Annotated in this window: 21 protein-coding genes; 16 read left to right on the plus strand and 5 right to left on the minus strand. The window is 61.2% G+C overall.

Features of this window, described 5'->3' with window-relative positions:
• Positions 1-117 precede the first annotated feature (117 nt).
• The 3 genes from ASD63_RS27790 to ASD63_RS27800 are packed head-to-tail and all read left to right on the plus strand — an operon-like array spanning position 118 to position 2702.
• Positions 118-492: a hypothetical protein gene (locus ASD63_RS27790; protein WP_060530052.1), complete on the plus strand. Its 375-nt coding sequence runs from the start codon at positions 118-120 to the stop codon at positions 490-492.
• Positions 493-531: 39 nt separating this feature from the next.
• On the plus strand, positions 532-2496 hold the full coding sequence (locus tag ASD63_RS27795; protein ID WP_200953549.1) for a DNA cytosine methyltransferase: 1965 nt from the start codon (positions 532-534) through the stop codon (positions 2494-2496).
• Entirely contained in the window at positions 2493-2702 is a 210-nt protein-coding gene (locus ASD63_RS27800) for a hypothetical protein (protein WP_060530054.1), read from the plus strand. The genes ASD63_RS27795 and ASD63_RS27800 overlap by 4 nt, the downstream gene beginning before the upstream one ends.
• A 5-nt stretch (positions 2703-2707) precedes the next feature.
• Here the strand turns inward: ASD63_RS27800 and ASD63_RS27805 are convergent, their stop codons facing one another.
• Positions 2708-2953, minus strand: coding sequence for a DUF982 domain-containing protein (locus ASD63_RS27805; protein WP_060530055.1), 246 nt, complete (start codon positions 2951-2953; stop codon positions 2708-2710).
• Positions 2954-3258: 305 nt separating this feature from the next.
• On the opposite strand from ASD63_RS27805, the gene ASD63_RS27810 reads away from it, so the two are divergent.
• The 6 genes from ASD63_RS27810 to ASD63_RS27835 are packed head-to-tail and all read left to right on the plus strand — an operon-like array spanning position 3259 to position 6857.
• Positions 3259-3612: a RusA family crossover junction endodeoxyribonuclease gene (locus ASD63_RS27810; RefSeq protein WP_060530056.1), complete on the plus strand. Its 354-nt coding sequence runs from the start codon at positions 3259-3261 to the stop codon at positions 3610-3612.
• Entirely contained in the window at positions 3609-4511 is a 903-nt protein-coding gene (locus tag ASD63_RS27815) for a hypothetical protein (protein ID WP_060530057.1), read from the plus strand. Before ASD63_RS27810 ends, ASD63_RS27815 begins: the two co-directional genes overlap by 4 nt.
• Positions 4508-5311 (plus strand): YdaU family protein, encoded by an 804-nt coding sequence (locus ASD63_RS27820; RefSeq protein WP_060530058.1) that lies wholly within the window; start codon positions 4508-4510, stop codon positions 5309-5311. The genes ASD63_RS27815 and ASD63_RS27820 overlap by 4 nt, the downstream gene beginning before the upstream one ends.
• The gene (locus ASD63_RS27825) at positions 5253-5876 is read left to right on the plus strand and encodes a hypothetical protein (RefSeq protein WP_156624188.1); all 624 of its coding nucleotides are present in this window, start codon (positions 5253-5255) and stop codon (positions 5874-5876) included. The genes ASD63_RS27820 and ASD63_RS27825 overlap by 59 nt, the downstream gene beginning before the upstream one ends.
• The gene (locus tag ASD63_RS27830; protein ID WP_060530060.1) at positions 5866-6180 is read left to right on the plus strand and encodes a helix-turn-helix domain-containing protein; all 315 of its coding nucleotides are present in this window, start codon (positions 5866-5868) and stop codon (positions 6178-6180) included. Before ASD63_RS27825 ends, ASD63_RS27830 begins: the two co-directional genes overlap by 11 nt.
• Positions 6177-6857 (plus strand): transcription termination/antitermination NusG family protein, encoded by a 681-nt coding sequence (locus ASD63_RS27835; protein WP_060530061.1) that lies wholly within the window; start codon positions 6177-6179, stop codon positions 6855-6857. The genes ASD63_RS27830 and ASD63_RS27835 overlap by 4 nt, the downstream gene beginning before the upstream one ends.
• 806 nt (positions 6858-7663) lie before the next feature.
• Here ASD63_RS27835 and ASD63_RS27840 read toward each other — a convergent pair.
• Positions 7664-7891, minus strand: a complete 228-nt coding sequence (locus tag ASD63_RS27840; protein WP_060530062.1) for a hypothetical protein — start codon at positions 7889-7891, stop codon at positions 7664-7666.
• 539 nt (positions 7892-8430) lie between these two features.
• Positions 8431-8715: a hypothetical protein gene (locus tag ASD63_RS27845; protein ID WP_060530063.1), complete on the minus strand. Its 285-nt coding sequence runs from the start codon at positions 8713-8715 to the stop codon at positions 8431-8433.
• A 419-nt stretch (positions 8716-9134) separates the two neighbouring features.
• On the opposite strand from ASD63_RS27845, the gene ASD63_RS27855 reads away from it, so the two are divergent.
• Complete coding sequence (locus tag ASD63_RS27855) at positions 9135-9386, plus strand: hypothetical protein (RefSeq protein ID WP_060530064.1); 252 nt, start codon at positions 9135-9137, stop codon at positions 9384-9386.
• A 90-nt stretch (positions 9387-9476) separates the two neighbouring features.
• On the opposite strand, the gene ASD63_RS35340 is transcribed toward ASD63_RS27855, so the two are convergent.
• Positions 9477-9671 carry a hypothetical protein gene (locus ASD63_RS35340; protein ID WP_156624189.1) on the minus strand — a complete coding sequence of 65 codons (195 nt, stop codon included), beginning with the start codon at positions 9669-9671 and terminating at the stop codon, positions 9477-9479.
• Positions 9672-9738: 67 nt separating this feature from the next.
• Here ASD63_RS35340 and ASD63_RS27865 point away from each other — a divergent pair, with 67 nt between their 5' ends.
• Positions 9739-10359, plus strand: a complete 621-nt coding sequence (locus ASD63_RS27865; protein ID WP_060530216.1) for a putative metallopeptidase — start codon at positions 9739-9741, stop codon at positions 10357-10359.
• Positions 10360-10364: 5 nt separating this feature from the next.
• Here ASD63_RS27865 and ASD63_RS27870 read toward each other — a convergent pair whose 3' ends face one another.
• A complete protein-coding gene (locus tag ASD63_RS27870; RefSeq protein ID WP_060530066.1) occupies positions 10365-10718 on the minus strand; it encodes a hypothetical protein in 354 nt (117 codons plus the stop codon).
• Between the two features lie 145 nt (positions 10719-10863).
• Between ASD63_RS27870 and ASD63_RS27875 the strand changes: the two genes are divergently transcribed.
• The 5 genes from ASD63_RS27875 (at position 10864) to ASD63_RS27895 (ending at position 15997) form a co-directional block, all read left to right on the plus strand.
• Positions 10864-11379 (plus strand): DUF2280 domain-containing protein, encoded by a 516-nt coding sequence (locus ASD63_RS27875; protein ID WP_060530067.1) that lies wholly within the window; start codon positions 10864-10866, stop codon positions 11377-11379.
• The gene (gene terL / locus ASD63_RS27880) at positions 11324-12790 is read left to right on the plus strand and encodes a phage terminase large subunit (protein ID WP_244497282.1); all 1467 of its coding nucleotides are present in this window, start codon (positions 11324-11326) and stop codon (positions 12788-12790) included. Before ASD63_RS27875 ends, terL begins: the two co-directional genes overlap by 56 nt.
• Entirely contained in the window at positions 12790-14142 is a 1353-nt protein-coding gene (locus tag ASD63_RS36385) for a DUF4055 domain-containing protein (RefSeq protein ID WP_244497283.1), read from the plus strand. The genes terL and ASD63_RS36385 overlap by 1 nt, the downstream gene beginning before the upstream one ends.
• Positions 14143-14190: 48 nt before the next feature.
• A complete protein-coding gene (locus tag ASD63_RS36390; RefSeq protein WP_060530068.1) occupies positions 14191-14907 on the plus strand; it encodes a hypothetical protein in 717 nt (238 codons plus the stop codon).
• 121 nt (positions 14908-15028) lie between these two features.
• Positions 15029-15997 (plus strand): major capsid protein, encoded by a 969-nt coding sequence (locus tag ASD63_RS27895; protein ID WP_060530069.1) that lies wholly within the window; start codon positions 15029-15031, stop codon positions 15995-15997.
• The last annotated feature ends 18 nt before the right edge of the window (positions 15998-16015 follow it).

Below are 16015 nucleotides of genomic sequence, written 5' to 3' on the forward strand. Positions count from 1 at the left end.
ACCTGGGAGGGACCGGCTGCCGTTGGCGCGGCGCCGTCCTCTCCATCGGATGAAATGCCTGTGTGCATCACGTGGTCTCCATCAACAGGACCAGTGATCTCACAGGGAGTTTCGGAAATGCCCGAAAAAGCTTCGGAGAAAAAAGAAATGTCAGTTGCGGCTTTTTGTCAGGACGCGTTGCAGAACGAGATTGCACCGACATCGCTTGGAAGAGTCCAGGCCCGGATAGTGATCGCGGCTCGCGCGCTAGGCTGGTCATACACGCGCACCAAGGACGTTTGGTACGCCGATCCCAAGATTTCAATCAGAGGTCACGAGCTTCGTCGCGTCGAAGACGTGAGCGGGCTTGTCTACGAGGCACGCCAGGAGGTGCAGAGAAATGATGACGCTATCGACAAGGCCACCGCTCTCCTGGGCGGCGAGGATGCGCATCTCGTTCGCTCGATCGTTGCTGCGTTTCGCTCGGTCCTTGGCTTTCGCCATAGCGCCTGAGCTCCGCGAAGAAGTGACCACGAACGGCGAGGGCCAATGATGCAGAACAGCGTGCCTCTTATCGTTGACAGTTTCGCCGGCGGCGGTGGTGCCTCTACCGGCATCGAGATGGCTCTCGGCCGCTCGCCCGATATCGCGATCAACCACAACGCCGACGCGCTGGCGCTGCACGCTGCCAATCACCCGGAAACCCTGCACCTGTCCGAGAACATCTTCAAGGTGGACCCGCTCGACTACGTGGCAGGGAAGCATGTCGGCCTGGCGTGGTTTTCGCCGGACTGCAAGCACTTCTCGAAGGCCAAGGGCGGTAAGCCGGTTGAGCGCAACATCCGCGACCTGGCGTGGGTGATCGTGCTCTGGGCCGAGCGTGCGAAGCCCGACGTCATCATCATGGAGAACGTCGAAGAGTGGAAGGAGTGGGGCCCGCTCATCGAGACCGACCGCGGGCTGATGCCTTGCCCCGACAACCGCGGCAAGACCTTCCAGAAATGGTGCAAGGCCATGAAGCGGGCCGGTTACAAGCTGCAGCATCGCGAGCTTCGCGCCTGCGACTATGGCGCGCCGACCATCCGCAAGCGCCTTTTCGTCATCGCACGCCGGGACGGTCAACCGATTGTCTGGCCCGAACCGACGCACGGCGCGCCGACGGATCGCGATGTCATCGCCGGCAAGAAGCTGCCGTGGCGTACCGCTGCCGAGATCATTGACTGGTCGCTTCCGTGCCCGTCCATCTTCGACACCTCCGACGAGATCATGGCGAAGTTCGGCCTGCGCGCGATCCGCCCGCTCGCCGATGCCACCATGGCCCGCGTGGCCCGAGGCACGAAGCGCTACGTTCTGGACGCCGCGCGCCCCTTTCTCGTTCAGACCGGTTACGGCGAGCGCAAGGGGCAGGAGCCGCGTTGCATGGACGGCGACGCGCCGCTCGGCACGGTCGTCGCCGGCGGCGTGAAGCATGCCGTCGTTTCGCCCTCCCTGACCCGGTTCAATACCGGCGCGACAGGCAGCGCCATGAACGAACCTGTCTCGACGATCACCGCCAACAGCTACATAAAGAAGCCCGGCGGTGCTGCGCCGCTTGGAATGATCACTCCGCACCTGATGACTGGCCTGTCCATTGTTGCCCCTGTCCTGACCTATGCCCAGCAAGGCGGTGCTAACCGCTCAGTCGAAGATCCGCACCACACCATCACCGCCAGCAAGAAAGACCAGAACGCAGTCATCATCCCGACGCTGGTCGGCTGCGGCGGTCGCGCCGGTCAAAGCCGGCCGCGCGGCGGCGATGAGCCGCTGGCAACGGTGACTGCGAAAGCCGACGTGTGCACAGCGGCCGTGTTCGTAGCCCAGCACAACAACGACAGCCGCCGCATCGGTGGCGTGAACCCCGGCCGCGAGGCGTCGGAGCCAGTTTCGACCGTCACATCGACCGGAGCACAGCAGGGCGTCGTCTCGGCTTTCGTATCCCGTCAGTTCGGGACATCGACGGGCCATGCCGCAGAAGCTCCGCTCGGCACAATCACGGCCGACGGTGGCGGCAAGTCTCTCCTCGTCGCGCCTCACCTTCATGCCTACTATGGCTCCGACCAGGACACGCCCGAGAACGAGCCGTTCCACACCATCACGACCAAGCCGCGCTTCAGCCATGTTGAGGCCGCCATCAGCGCGCCGCCGTTCACGGAAGACCAGCACGCCAGAGCCCGAGAGGTTGCGGCATTCCTTCGCTCCTACGGTTTCTGGGATGAGCGCGAATTCGTCACGCTGACCATCGGAGAAGCCGAATTCGTCATCGTCGACATCGGCATGCGGATGCTCACGCCGCGCGAGCTTTACTCGGCGCAAGGCTTCCCGACCGACTACCGGATCGACGCTGACGCGAACGGCCGCCCGTTCCCGAAGAACGTCCAGGTCTCGTGCGTGGGCAACTCCGTTTCCCCGCCGGTGGCAGCCGCCATCGTCGCAGCGAACTGCCAGCACCTCGTCGAGTATCGCGAGGCGGCCGAATGACCGACCCCGCCGAAATGATCGCTTGGCTCGATCGCCGCATCGCTAGCGCCATGACCTGGCTCGACGATCACGGCCACGGCTCGAAGAAGCCTCGCCCCGAAAACGAGATCACCACCAAGGAATACGACATCGCCCGGTTCGAGGAGATCAAGGCCGCGTACCTGAAGGCGCTTGCGCGGAGAAATCAGGAAGGGGCGGCAGCGTGAGCACGTCAGTGCAACTTCGTTACCTTAGCCTCGGCAATGGCCTCCAGAAACGCGTCGCGAGCTGGTTCCCAAGCATAGGTGCCAAGCATCGCGTCTGTGCACTTGTTGAGGGCATCCGAGTAGGCGACGCCATAATCGACAGGCCAACTCTCGCTGAGCAGGGTGGCCGCCCGGCCGGGCGTCCAAACGATCTGCACTCCGTCGAGCTCCGGAAGTTGGATGATCACGCAATCGTTCCAATTCTCGATCATCGCCGGCCTCCTTTCGTTCCGCTCGTTCAGCTGGCGTTAGGCTCTCAGTTTCGGCGGCTTGTCATTCTCGTCTGGGTTCTGGTTGGGAACCTCATCCGGAAGGATGTCGGGCTCTCTGTCCGGTGGTTTGGGCACGTCTGGCGGAACATCCGGCGGCAGGTCCGGCGTGAAATCTGGGTCTGGGATGTCCGGTATCGGGGTCCTTGGCATGGAGGCCTCCTCTTTGGTGGTGCAACCGCGACCGAGCGGTGTTTGTTCCAGGAGTTCGGCCCGTTCGCTGCTCGCCGTGAGCGGGGAGGTCGCGCGTGATCAAGCTGCACCTCCCATACCCGCCCTCAGGCTGGGACCTATACGACGGCTGGGGCGCGAAGCGCCGGCTGTCGCCGACCTACAAGAAATGGCGGACTGACGCGGGCTACTTCATCAAGGCGCCTGCTGCACCGATCGACAAGCCGTTCGCGCTCTACGTCGCGTTGCGCCGGCAGAACATGCGCCAGGACCTCGATAACCGGTCCAAGGCAATCCTCGACTGCCTTCAGCACTACGGCGTCATCAAGAACGACAATCTCTGCGAGCGGCTGACTATGTGCTGGGACAGTGAGCTTCCGGCTGAGTGCGTCGTCATCGTCCAGGTATGCGAAGAGGGGATGGCGGCGTGAATTCAAGATCTACGCCTAAGCCCGGTTGGATCGGTGGTCTAGCCGAATGGACGGATGGCGATACCGCCTATTTGTCGATCGCGTTCACTTGGAAACTGAACGACGCATATCAGCGGGCCATCTACTATCGAGCGCTCGGCTACAAAGTGCGTGCCGGAGGCCCCGGCATCTTTACGCGCAAGCACTTCCTAGCTGACGTGGCGGAGATCGGCGGCGATATCCCGGACGCGGTGGTGCACCATAACCCGTTGGCGACGATTGCAAGCCGGGGCTGCCCAGTTGGCTGCTGGTTTTGCATCGTGCCGAAAATGGAGGGCAGAGAGTTCACGCTTCTGCCCGAATTCCCAGTGCGGCCTATCCTTTGTGACAACAACCTGTCAGGTCTCCCGGCTGACTATCAGGATTACATCGTCGATCGATACTTGGCCGAGTGTGTTCCTCTCATGGACGCGAACTCCGGTTTCGAGCCGCGCACCTTCGACCAGGATGTTTTCGTCAGGTGGTCCAAAATAAATCGCGGCCCATGGCGGTTTGCATATGACGACCAACAGGAGCGTCATTATGTCGAGCGTGTCATGTGCATGTTGCGCGAAGTATCAGCTCGAAAGAAGCGCGTGTACGTCCTGATTGGCAACGAGCCTGTCGAGTCCTGCATGGAGCGCATTCGGCAGGTGATAGACTGGGGCGGCGAACCGCACGTCCAGCCATACGTGAAGCTCAACGCTCTTGAGCGCACTCCATTTCCTCGCTTCGACTGGAACAAGCAGTTGCTTCGAGACGTCGCCCGATGGGCCAACTCCCCGCAGATATGGAGGAAGACGAGGTTTGAAGATTACCGGAGGTCGGTGAAGAGCCGGGCGCCAGAGCGCTATGACGAGCAGCAGGGGCTATTCCTATGAGCAAGATGCCATGGATCCGCTTCTTCCCGTCTGACTGGCTCGCCGGCACGCGCGGTATGAGCGCAGTTGAGACCGGTGTCTACATCACGTTGATCGCGACGATGTACGAGCGCGGAGAGCCGATCCCGGAAGATCATGCCCGCCTGGCGAGGCTCTGCGGAGCTTCGAATTCTGCCTTCGCAAAAGCGATCGAGACCCTCGTCGACGAAGGAAAGATCGTTCGCGTCGACGGCGGCCTTTGGAATGATCGCGTCGAAAAAGAGCAAGTCTACCTCTCGGAAAAGTCAGAGGTAGGATCGCGAGCCGCACGCGCGCGTTGGAGCAAAAAAGGGAATGAAAACAATGCATCCATTGATGCGGTTGCATTGCCAACGCAAAGCCAGGGCAATGCTAACCAGAAGCCAGAAGCCAGAGTAGTAAAAGAAGAACCTACCGGTTCTTCGAAAAAGCGCGGTTCACGGCTTCCTGTCGCCTGGACACCGGACATCGCCTTTGCCGTCTCGATCGGCCTTTCCCAAGCCCAAGCTATGACTGAGGCGGAGAAGTTCCGCGAGTGGTGGCCGGCGCAGCCGGGCCAGAAGGGCGTCAAGCTGGATTGGGACCTCACCTGGAAAACTTGGTGCCGGAAGGCCGCCGAGCGGTTGCCCCGTGCCCAGGCGCCGCCTCGGCCGATGAGCCCTCACATGCAGCGCCAACACGACATCCGCCAGAAACTTGAACGAGACCTCTACGGTGAACCAGATGACCAATATGCCGGCCAGACTGTCGACCTTGCAGAGCGAGATTTCCGCTCTCACTGAGAAGCTTTCGCCGTGCGGCGTTGACGAGGTTGGCAAGTGCATCGCCTCGCTGATGGACGCCGGCCTGATGATCCCCGCATCGATCCAGTCCGCAGATCCGATCGAGGAGTACCGGGTCGCACTCAAGGGCGTTCCGCTCCATGGCCTGCGCACCGTCTTCGTCCGCCTGAAGCGTGGCGAATACGACTTGCCGAACCGGTCCTTCCTGCCGATCCCGTCCGAAATGGCGGCGATGGCCAACCTCGAATGCCGAAGCCTTCGCGAAGAGCGCCTGCGCGCCTCGGAGATGATCAAGGCTGGCCGCGAAAATGCCGCGCTCGGCGGCCCTCGCATGTCGCGCTACGGGCTCAAGGACCTGCGGATCACCCAGGAGGAGAGGGCGCGCGAGCTCGCCGCTGAGGGCTTCGCCTTCGTCGCCGAATGCCAATCTCACGACGAGTTTGCCAACGGCTGCAAGAAGCGGCGGTGGCCCCTCGGCGCAACGCATCTTTGGGCGATCAATCAGGTGTGGGCACCCGGCGTCGTAAAGCAGTCCGCGCAGGGGAAGCAGGCCGATGCTGCGTAAACTCCGCCCCCGCCCAGACGCCAACGACCACGTGATCGCCTACCGCGTCCACCAGCTGCGCACGTTCGGTCATCTAACGCCCACCGACTACGTCCGGCTTCGGGCTCTCGAACTCCGGATCCCGTCAAAAGTCATGCTCGGCCCGTCTCAGCGCCGCGCCATCACCAGACACCGCCACCGGATCATGTGGGAGCTACGCCAGCAGAGGCGGATGTCGTTGCACGCCATCGCCCGGGTCTTCTCGCGGGACCACACGACCGTCGCCTACGCCTTGAACAAGATCGACATGGAGAACGCCCAATGAACGACGCCATCAACACGAAAACGGCCTGGTACGCGGTTCGGTCGGTTCCCGGCGCCCAGCGGATGGCGACCGTGCTTGAACCCGCAAACGATGAGACCGAAGCGGAGAAGCAGGAGCGCGAGCGCCGCAAGGGCGAAAGCATCCTGGAACGCAGCCTCCGCGCCGAAGGCATCGAGGTCTACATGCCGTCATTCTGGGACATCACCCAGCACCAGCGGACGAACAAGATGATCGAGCGCCGGTTCCCGCTCCTCGTCGGTTACGCCTTCGTCAACATCGAACAGGGCGATTTCGAGCGCGTCCGCAACGTCGACGGCGTTCTCTCGTTCGTTCGCCCGTCGTTCGATCGCGGCCCCATCGTCTTCCGCGACACCGATATCGGCAGCCTCATGTTCGCCGACTTCCAAGCTCGGCAGCAGTGGGAGCGCGAGCGTGAGCAGCGGCTCACCTTGTCGCACACCCACCGTCGGAACGCGCTCAACAAGCGCCTCGGTCTAATCTTCCCGAAAGGCCGCCGCAAGAAGGTTCCGGTGCGGATGCTTGCCGAGGCCGCCATCGACGAGCTCGCCCCCGCCAGTCGTCAACATGTTTTGTCGATTCTCAATGAATTGAAGGCGATGGATGAAGAAATGGACGCTTGCCGAGCGCGCTCAAGCCATTTATATTCGGCGGCGTGATTTGGGTGTACTGTCGGACCTTGCTTACTGCAACGGGAATACTCGACGGCCCAGCCGGGAGCCATCCGCCTCCTGCCCAAAGGAAAAATGCATCCAAAATTCAGGCCGCCTCCGGGCGGCTTTTCGATTCCTGATTGCCCGGTAGTGCTGCTGGAAAATGCAGATAGACCCCGACTGGGCAAGCGCGACCACCCGAGGACCGCAGTCTATGCGATAGGGTGGTCGCGTGACTTAAAGATCTATTGAGCAGGCGCTGTAGTCGAAGGTTGGGTCGTAGAAGGCTGTGTCGACGGGGTCGTTGTTGACGGCTCAGTAGTGGACGGAGCTGTCGTCGACGGGGCCGTTGTTGATGGCTGGCTAGTAGCCGGCTCAGTTGTCGATGGCGTGGTTGTGGTCGTCGACGGTTGAGATGTCGTTGGTTCGGTCGTCGTTGCTGGCGGCGTCGCAGTTTCCGTAGGCGCTTCCTTCTTTGGCATTAGAAGGACCACCAGGATGATGACCACCACGGCGAGAATTATTCCGAGGACGGTATTTCGGCTCATGCTTCACTCCTCTTGGATGCATCCGACTCGCGAATTGTATCACGGCAACCAAAATCGGAGATGAACGGGCAAGCCAGCCGCCCGTCTATGCGCAGGGCGATCGCCTTCATTTCGAGGCTAAGGCCTCAACGAGGTGGTGACCACAAAGTGATGTGGTGAGTAACGGCGACGCGGAGAAGGCCATATCAAGCTGCTACGCTGAGAAACGGAGTGGCCTATCCCCCGCCACGGCCCAACGACTAACCGGGAGGATAGCGCGGCAAATTAGGGCCGGCCGTATCCCGCTCCAGCAACCGGACCAGATGGGTTGTTCTTCTCGTTGCGGTCAAGAACGCCCGCCATGAAGCGCAGTAGCACCGAGCGGGATTGTTCTGCCAAAGGGCCGACGAGGGGCTTCATTCGGCTTGTGACATATCCGGCCTTGTGAAGCATTTGGTTGAGGATGCGATTGCTCGCCGGATTAAAGTCCGCATTGCAGATCATGGCAGACATCGTGTCATTCTTTCGTAAGAGCGGGTCCAGCCCGAATTTTAGGGTGGAGCGTCGAGCGTCGCGCCACATGCGTGCGGTCGGCAGCGGCAGTTAGATTGCGCTTTGAGGCCTCGCGACTGCTTTTCGGCTGACCAGGCTTACGCCTACCAAAGCCAGCCATCCGCAAGGACGTAGACGATCATCACTATGCTTGTAGCCACAGCGATTTGTGACGCTGTCGTAGCAATGAGATATCGATTTTGAAGAAGAGTGAAGGCGGAAGACATATTGTCCTCCTCTCGTTTGGGGCCAGGGTAGCAAGCCCTCAAACAGCAGCGCCCGTATCGTTGGCTACTGGAAGATCCACCATGCGCGCTTGTGGTGAACATAGCAAGGGATGAAATAAGTCATATGGAGCCCGCCCCGGTTTGTCGCCCGGCGGCGGGGTTTTCGTCGTCACTGACCGTAGTCTATGCGGAGGGGGCGCCTTCATCTTCGTCACTTACTCCGGCAGAGGCTCAAAACGCCCTGCGCGCGCAACGAGTGGCGGATGCGTCACATCAATGGTCGGCGAAGGCCTGAAGCGCCACACCGATGCCGGCGACGACCACGGTAACGCCGACGGCGATTGCCGATATCTTCGTCCAGTAGGCAGTTTTCACTGTTGCGTCTGCGGCCCGTATTTGAGATTCAGCCGCTGCTATTTGGCTTTCAGAAGCCAGTTTCTGCATAATGAAAAGGCGACGCTTTATCTGAATGTCCCGCCAGTAGGATGCTTGAGATCCTATCTGCTCATGCGGGTTTTCGAAGACTTCCTCGTCGGTCTTTTCGTCCCATGCTTCCATTCACGTCTCCTTTCTCTCGTTGGGTCGGCGAAGAAACGATGAAGGACCATGAGTCGCAAGCGCGATCAAGTTGCACCCGTAATTCACAAGTCGGAGTAGAGCAGTCAGGTAGCTCGCGTGGCTCATAACCACGAGGTCGCAGGTTCGAATCCTGTCTCCGCAACCAGTTCCCAAGAGGGCCCGTAACGAACACGCCGGGGAGCCCGGCCGCTGTCGCAGCGATGGCGAAATAGGTTCGGGGCCCGCCCACCAGAAGCCGTTCGCCGGTTAGGCTGCGTAGCCGGAAGGAAGACAAGCGGGAAGCCAACCGCACGTCGAGGCACCAGGAGCACCCAGCCCGCTGTAAGCTCTCGGGGCGCAAACGAGAGGCGGAGGTCTGCAAGCCTCCATAACCATCCCAACGACAAGGAGAAGACGCCATGAGCGTACAGGCAATGTTCTACGTGAAGGAAATCAATCATCGCGCCACCAACCAGCCAGGTGACGTGAACGTGGAGATCAAGCTCGCTGCTGCGTTCGGCGGCTATCTCAAGGGTTTGCCGGAGGGCAACGGCGATTGGTCGAAGTGGACGCCACAAGGCGAACTTTCGATGACCGTCACCAACCCGGCCGCCATCGAGCAGTTCGAGATCGGTGCCGTTTATCGGCTGACGTTCGACAAGGCAGAGTAGCCAGATCCAAGGGAGCCGGACCCCAGGCCCGGTTCCCCGATGTCTCAATTTGTGCCCTCAGGAGAGGGTAGAGGTTGGAACATGCCCACCTTACTCACGCCATAATAAACCTCGCGCCCGGAATACCGTCCTCAATTGCTCGAGTATTTCCTTCTCGGAACGGTGTTGGAAAAGATGAGACAGCACTGCAGCTATCGCCGGCAAATCTACCTCTCGCGGTTTAGCCTGTTCCGCGTAGCCAGCGTGAGCTTCGATTTGAGCAAGCAGCAGTTCGTCGTCGTTCATCTTAGTTCCCCTGTCGCCCGAGGGCTCAGGTTGGGCGATCAGTCGGTCTATAGCAAGTGGTGATTTGATGCGCCCGCAACCGCCTCCGGCAATGTTTGACGACATCACCTCGCCAGCCTTCGCACCGGCCGAAGACCTGCCAGACTGGGTAGACGCGATGTTCCTGGACCCGGCGTCGCCGGTCCACAATGTGGATCATCTCCACCTCAGCTTTGCCGACATAGGCTACCTCTGGACCGCAGTCGGCAACAGCAAGAAGGGCCGCCGTGTCATCGGCCAGTGCGAGACAGGATCTCCGCAGGGCACGATGGGCAAGTGGTCACGCGCTCGAGCAGAGATGCAGGTCAAGCAGTGGTTCGGCCACGTCCCGGATTTCATCATCACGCTGGACGCTGAATACTGCCGAGAGTGCGGAGATGCCGAGTTCATGGCGCTGGTCGAGCACGAGCTCTATCACGCCGCCCAGGACGTCGATGCTTTCGGCGCCCCTAAGTTCAGCAAGGCGACCGGCCGCCCGGTGTTCGTCATCCGCGGTCACGACGTCGAAGAGTTCGTCGGAGTGGTCAGACGCTATGGGGCGGACGCTGCCGGCGTCCGGGCGATGGTCGATGCAGCCAACCAGAAACCCGAGATCGCCAGAGTGCAGATCGCACACGCATGCGGCACCTGCCAGCTTAGGGTGGCGTAGCTGCGCTAGCTGCTGTCAGGTGGGGCAAAGAAACAGTTCATGTAGTCTTCCGTCGGATGCAGGCAGATATGATATCGCCCATCGCCCGATGGAAGTTCATCGCCGTAGGGGATGAAGAACAGATGCGGCTTTGTGGCCAGGTGGTGGTCACCCGCCTGCAAGAGGACGGAAAAGCCGCGCGCGCCGCGCATAACGTCGGGAGCCGGGATAGCTGCACAATCTCCACCCAAGTCGTGAGCCTTGCAGCACGCCGGGGGATAGCTCCAGCCGGTCATAGCCTGGTGAGCGTCGGTCCGAACGACGCCGACTGACATTGCTGCAAGAGTAAGCAGGCACACGGTTGATGGCGCGAATTTCATTGCACACCTCCTTGGAGGCAGCCCTTCGAAAAACGCCGAGAGGTTGCTTGCTGCTGATTGCAAGAACGAACTGTCTGTTGCCAGCATACTCCTCGCTGATTGGCGGGGAACCTGAATTATGAACTGACCGGAGCCTGACAGACTAATGGCCAAGGGAACTCTGAAGGACGAGGTCAAAACCTTCATCGTCCAAAGCCTCGCCTGCTTCGACACGCCTTCTGTCGTCGTCGAGGCAGTCAGGAAGGAATTCGGCGCCACCATCACGCGTCAGTCGGTCGAAGGCTATGACCCGACGAAGAAGGCCGGCAGCAAACTCGCAGAGAAGTGGCGGATGCTCTTCGAGGAGACCCGAAAGACCTTCCTTGAGGACACCGCCTCGATCGCGATCAGCCATCGCGCCGTTCGTCTCCGCGCTCTTCAGCGGATGGCAGACAAGGCAGAGACCCAGGGCAACATGGTGCTGGCGGCCGACCTATTGGAGCAGGCCGCAAAAGAGGTCGGCGACAGTTACACCAACCGCCAGAAGCACGATCACACCTCAAGCGATGGGAGCATGAGCCCGAAGCCGGCATCCTTCGATCTTGCCACAATGACGGACGAAGAGCTTGAAGCGTATCGAACTCTCGCTGCCGCCGCTGACCGAAATCGAAAGGGAGATTGAGCGGAGAGCCTGCGCGCGGTCACTCGCCGAATTCGCCAGACGGGCGTGGCATATCCTTGAGCCAGCAACCCCGCTGAAGTGGGGGTGGGCGCTGGACGCGATCTGCGCCCACCTGGAAGCAGTCAGCCGAGGGGAGGTCAAGCTCCTCCTCATGAACGTGCCTCCTGGCACTATGAAGTCGCTCTTGACCGGCGTCATTTGGCCGGCGTGGGAGTGGGGCCCACTTGGTCAGCCTGAAAAGCGCTTCCTCTCGACGGCGCATAAGCAGGATCTGGCGATCCGCGACAACCTGAAATGCCGTCGGCTCATCCAGTCGGAATGGTATCAGGATCGTTGGCCGATCGCCCTGACCACCGACCAGAACGCCAAGACGAAGTTCGAGAACGATCGGACAGGCTTTCGCGAGGCGATGGCCTTCCAGAGCATGACCGGCTCTCGCGGCGATCGAGTGATCCTCGACGATCCGCTCTCGGCTGATGATGCGAATAGTGATGCCGAATTGCTCGCGGCGGAGCGGACATTCCTTGAAGCGCTGCCAACGCGCGTCAACAACGACGAATCCGCGATCGTCGTCATCATGCAGCGGTTACATGAGCGGGATACCTCCGGTCTCATCGTCTCGAAGGGGCTGCCGTACATCCACCTCATGCTACCGATGAGGTTCGAGCCCGATCGGCGATGCGTCACACCATACTTCGCTGACCCGCGAACGAAGGCGGGGGAATTGCTGTTCCCCGAGCGTTTCCCGAAAGAGCAGGTTGATCTGCTCGAGCGGACACTCGGCAGTTACGCATCTGCCGGCCAGTTGCAGCAGCGCCCGGTCCCGCGTGGCGGCGGCCTGTTCAAGCGCTCGTGGTTCGGAACGGTAAAGGCGCTCCCGACCGGCTGTCGTTTCGTCCGCGGTTGGGACTTGGCGGCAACGGAAGATGAGGAAGCCGCAGCCACCGCCGGCTGCTTGATGGCGCTGGCGCCGGATGGGCGGTTCATCATCGCCAACATGGTGCGCGAGCAAGTCGGACCGATGGCGGTCGAGAAGCTTCTCCGCAATACCGCAGACCAAGACAGGGCAGAGCACGGCCAGGTGCGCGGCTCGATCCCTCAGGACCCAGGACAAGCGGGTAAGGCACAAGCACAGCACATGCTGCGTCACGTCCTCGTCGGGCATGACTACCACGCCAGCCCGGAGACGGGTGACAAGGAAACTCGTGCTCTTCCGCTCGCGGCACAAGCCGAGGCGGGGAATGTCTTCCTTTTGCAGGGAGCATGGAATGAGGCGTTTTTGACTGAGGCAGAGAGCTTCCCGACCGGGAAATGGAAAGACCAGATTGACGCGGCCTCTCGCGCGTTCACCGAACTGACGACGAAGCGTCAGCCGAGCAGCACCACAACGGCGGTCCAGGGGCTTTTCTGATGCAAGATGTGAAGACCACGCACCCGGACATAACGCCGGATCGGATCGCCGACTGGTGCCTTATGCGGGACACGATGCAGGGGCAGCGCACGGTTAAGCGTGCCGGAGTTCGCTACCTGCCCATGCCTTCCGGCTTTAAGTCCATGCCCGATGGTGGGGAAGAGGCGTACAACAAGGCCTACAAGCTGCGTGCGATCGTGCCGGAACTGCTGGCGCCCTCGGTCGCTGCGATGATCGGCATCATCCACGCCAAGGAAACACAGATCACAGTCCCTGACGGGCTGTCGTCGATCTGGGAGAATGCGGACGGCGAGGGGATGAGCCTTGAGGCCTTCCACCGTCGGATCACCCGATATCTGCTGTGGCTTGGTCGCTATGGCGTGCTGACGACAGCCCCTGTGGACGGTGGCGAACCATTCCTTGCCGGATACGCCGGCGACAGCATCATCAATTGGGACCGGGATTTCTTCGTCCTGGACGAGAGCGGCAAGAAGCGTTCCGGCTTCGAATGGAAGGACAATCCGAAGTTTCGCGTTCTTGAACTGGTCGACGGCCAGTATGTCTCGACGGTCTACGAGGGCGAGAGCTTGGACATGGTCACGATCAGCGAGCCGGTCGCCCTCGGCGGCCAGCGTCTCGATTTCGTTCCGTTCTATGTAGGCAATGCGCGTGATGTCGTTCCGGCTGTTGAAACGCCGCCGTTGATCGGGATCGCGAACGCTATCATCAACGCCTACCAGCTTTCCGCTGACTGGCGCTGGCAGCTTTTCATGTCCGGACAGGAGACCCTTGTCGCGATCAACGGTGAGGCACCGAAGACCGTCGGCGCCGGCGTCGTGCACCAGATGATGGGCAACGATACCGTCACCCCGGACCTGAAATACGTGTCGCCGACGTGCTCGGGCATCGAGGCGCATGAAGCCGCGATCGAGAAGCAGGTCGAAGCCGCCGTGATGGCCGGCGCTCGCATGTTCGAGCAGGAGAAGTCCACGCAGGAGAGCGGCGAGGCAAGGCGGCTCCGGTTTGCTAGCGAGACGGCCAACCTTCAGAGCATATCGCAGGTATCGGCGGCTCTTCTCGAGCGCGGTCTCAAGGCCGCGGCGCGAATGAAGGGGCTCGATGACAGCGACATCGTCGTCACCCCTCCCAAGGATCTGCTCGACAGCACCATGTCGGCGGCAGATTTCGCGCAGCTGTTCACTGTCTACACCCAGGGCGGCATGTCCTGGGAGACCTTCTACGAACGCGGCCAGGCGGGCGGGATCTTCTCGCCGGAGCGGGACGCGGACGAAGAATACGCCCTCATCGATCCCGAGGGCACCGAAGACGAGCGGCGCGCTGCCCTCGTCTAGTTCAGGCCGGAACCCGGCCACAATCACCACACACAGGAGATAAGGCCAATGGCCCTGAAACTCGTTCTGGACTCGCTCGACACTGTCGACGAGGCCCTGAAGACACTTTATGTCGAGCATTCCGATGGCAAGTTCCATCTCGATACCGACGCCGACAGCGTCCGCGGTCACCGCGACGTTCTTCCCCTCGCCAATGCCTATGAGCGCACGAAAACCGATCTTGCCACCGTCAAGGGCGAACTCGCCGACGCGAAGAAAAAGGCAGCGCCTGACGATTTCGACACGGAAACGTGGAAGAAGCTGAAGGACGGCAAGACTGACGACGCCGCGCATCAACGCCAGCTCGTTGAACTGCGCAAAACCCTTGAGGGCGAGCGCGACGACTGGAAGGGCAAGTACGAAGGCGAAGTCACCAAGGGCAAGAAGGCGAAGATCAACGCCGAGCTGACGGATGCGCTGTCCTCATCCGGGATCACCAATCCGTCCTTCGTCAAAGCCGCTCGCGCGCTCCTGGAGCCGCGTGTCGCCATGGACACCGACGAAGCATCGATGGACATCGGGCTCGGCCCCATGGGCATCGCCGAAGCGGTCAAGCGCTGGGCGGCCGGCGACGAGGGCAAATCCTTCGTGGCGCCTGCCAAGGGCGACAACGCGAAGGGCAACGATGGCGGCCACCAGCAGCAGACGACCAAGGGCGATTTCGGCGGCGATACCAAGGCACGCACCGCGGCAATCGCGGCGAAGTTCCCGGAGCTTGAGGCTTAACCTCTCCTGACCAATTCGCGCCATTCCGGCGCAAACCCGTGATCTCAACGAGGTGACGGGCATCTGGGCAATGCCCGCATCCACCTCCCAACCAAATCACGGAAACAGAAAGGATCAGGCCATGTCTCTCGCGCAGATGCAGGTCTTCAATAAGTACTTCATGCCCGCCACCATCGAGACGCTCGCGCAGATGGTCGAAAAGTTCAACGCGGCTTCCGGCGGCGCGATCCGCCTGACCACGGAAGGCTTCGAAGGCGACTTCCTTCAGGAATCGTTCTACGCCGCCATCCACTCGGCACAGCGCCGCGTCGATCGCTACGCTGCCCAGGCCAGCGCCTCGGCCACCGACCTGACGCAGCTCAAGCATTCGTCCGTCAAGGTGGCCGGCGGCTTTGGCCCGGTTCGCTACGAGCCGTCGCAGATGACCTGGCTCGACAAGCCGACGGCCGAGGGCATCGAGGTTGCGTCCCGCAACTTCGCCGAAGCGCTGCTTCGCGACCAGCTCAACACCGCTGTTTCGGCTCTTGTAGCCGCGATCAGCAACCAGGCCGGTGCCACCAATGACGTGTCGGCCACCCTCGGTGTCAGCTACGTCACCATGAACGACGGTCACGCAAAGTTCGGCGACCATTCCGGCAACCTCATCACGCAGGTGATGAACGGCACGGCCTATCACAAGCTGATCGGTCTCAACCTCGGCAACGCCCAGCAGCTTTTCCAGGCTGCCAACGTTCGCGTCGTCGACATCCTCGGCAAGATGGTCGTCGTTACCGACGCACCGGCTCTGTACGAGGCTGGCACGCCGAACAAGCTCAAGGTGCTCTCGCTGGTGGCCAACGCCGCCACTGTTTCGGACAGCCGCGACATCATCTCGAACATCGAGACGAAGAACGGCCAGACCCGCATCGAGACCACCCTGCAGGTCGACTATTCGTTCGGCCTCGGTCTCAAGGGCTACACCTGGGACGAAGGCAACGGCGGCAAGTCGCCGACCGACGCGGAACTCGCCACCGGCTCGAACTGGGACAAGGTCGCGACCGACATCAAGCACACCGCTGGTGTCATCACCATCGGCGACGCGACCAAGTAACCGAAGCGGGGCGGGCTA

Source organism: Ensifer sp. Root558 (genome assembly GCF_001427045.1).
Taxonomy (GTDB): Bacteria; Pseudomonadota; Alphaproteobacteria; order Rhizobiales; family Rhizobiaceae; genus Ensifer; species Ensifer adhaerens.

Coding starts and splice junctions, on each gene's coding strand:
- ASD63_RS27790 (WP_060530052.1), top strand. CDS start 118: ATGCCCGAAAAAGCTTCGGAGAAAAAAGAAATGTCAGTTGCGGCTTTT.
- ASD63_RS27795 (WP_200953549.1), top strand. CDS start 532: ATGCAGAACAGCGTGCCTCTTATCGTTGACAGTTTCGCCGGCGGCGGT.
- ASD63_RS27800 (WP_060530054.1), top strand. CDS start 2,493: ATGACCGACCCCGCCGAAATGATCGCTTGGCTCGATCGCCGCATCGCT.
- ASD63_RS27805 (WP_060530055.1), bottom strand. CDS start 2,953: ATGATCGAGAATTGGAACGATTGCGTGATCATCCAACTTCCGGAGCTC.
- ASD63_RS27820 (WP_060530058.1), top strand. CDS start 4,508: ATGAGCAAGATGCCATGGATCCGCTTCTTCCCGTCTGACTGGCTCGCC.
- ASD63_RS27825 (WP_156624188.1), top strand. CDS start 5,253: ATGACCAATATGCCGGCCAGACTGTCGACCTTGCAGAGCGAGATTTCC.
- ASD63_RS27830 (WP_060530060.1), top strand. CDS start 5,866: ATGCTGCGTAAACTCCGCCCCCGCCCAGACGCCAACGACCACGTGATC.
- ASD63_RS27835 (WP_060530061.1), top strand. CDS start 6,177: ATGAACGACGCCATCAACACGAAAACGGCCTGGTACGCGGTTCGGTCG.
- ASD63_RS27840 (WP_060530062.1), bottom strand. CDS start 7,891: ATGTCTGCCATGATCTGCAATGCGGACTTTAATCCGGCGAGCAATCGC.
- ASD63_RS27845 (WP_060530063.1), bottom strand. CDS start 8,715: ATGGAAGCATGGGACGAAAAGACCGACGAGGAAGTCTTCGAAAACCCG.
- ASD63_RS27855 (WP_060530064.1), top strand. CDS start 9,135: ATGAGCGTACAGGCAATGTTCTACGTGAAGGAAATCAATCATCGCGCC.
- ASD63_RS35340 (WP_156624189.1), bottom strand. CDS start 9,671: ATGAACGACGACGAACTGCTGCTTGCTCAAATCGAAGCTCACGCTGGC.
- ASD63_RS27865 (WP_060530216.1), top strand. CDS start 9,739: ATGCGCCCGCAACCGCCTCCGGCAATGTTTGACGACATCACCTCGCCA.
- ASD63_RS27870 (WP_060530066.1), bottom strand. CDS start 10,718: ATGAAATTCGCGCCATCAACCGTGTGCCTGCTTACTCTTGCAGCAATG.
- ASD63_RS27875 (WP_060530067.1), top strand. CDS start 10,864: ATGGCCAAGGGAACTCTGAAGGACGAGGTCAAAACCTTCATCGTCCAA.
- ASD63_RS36385 (WP_244497283.1), top strand. CDS start 12,790: ATGCAAGATGTGAAGACCACGCACCCGGACATAACGCCGGATCGGATC.
- ASD63_RS36390 (WP_060530068.1), top strand. CDS start 14,191: ATGGCCCTGAAACTCGTTCTGGACTCGCTCGACACTGTCGACGAGGCC.
- ASD63_RS27895 (WP_060530069.1), top strand. CDS start 15,029: ATGTCTCTCGCGCAGATGCAGGTCTTCAATAAGTACTTCATGCCCGCC.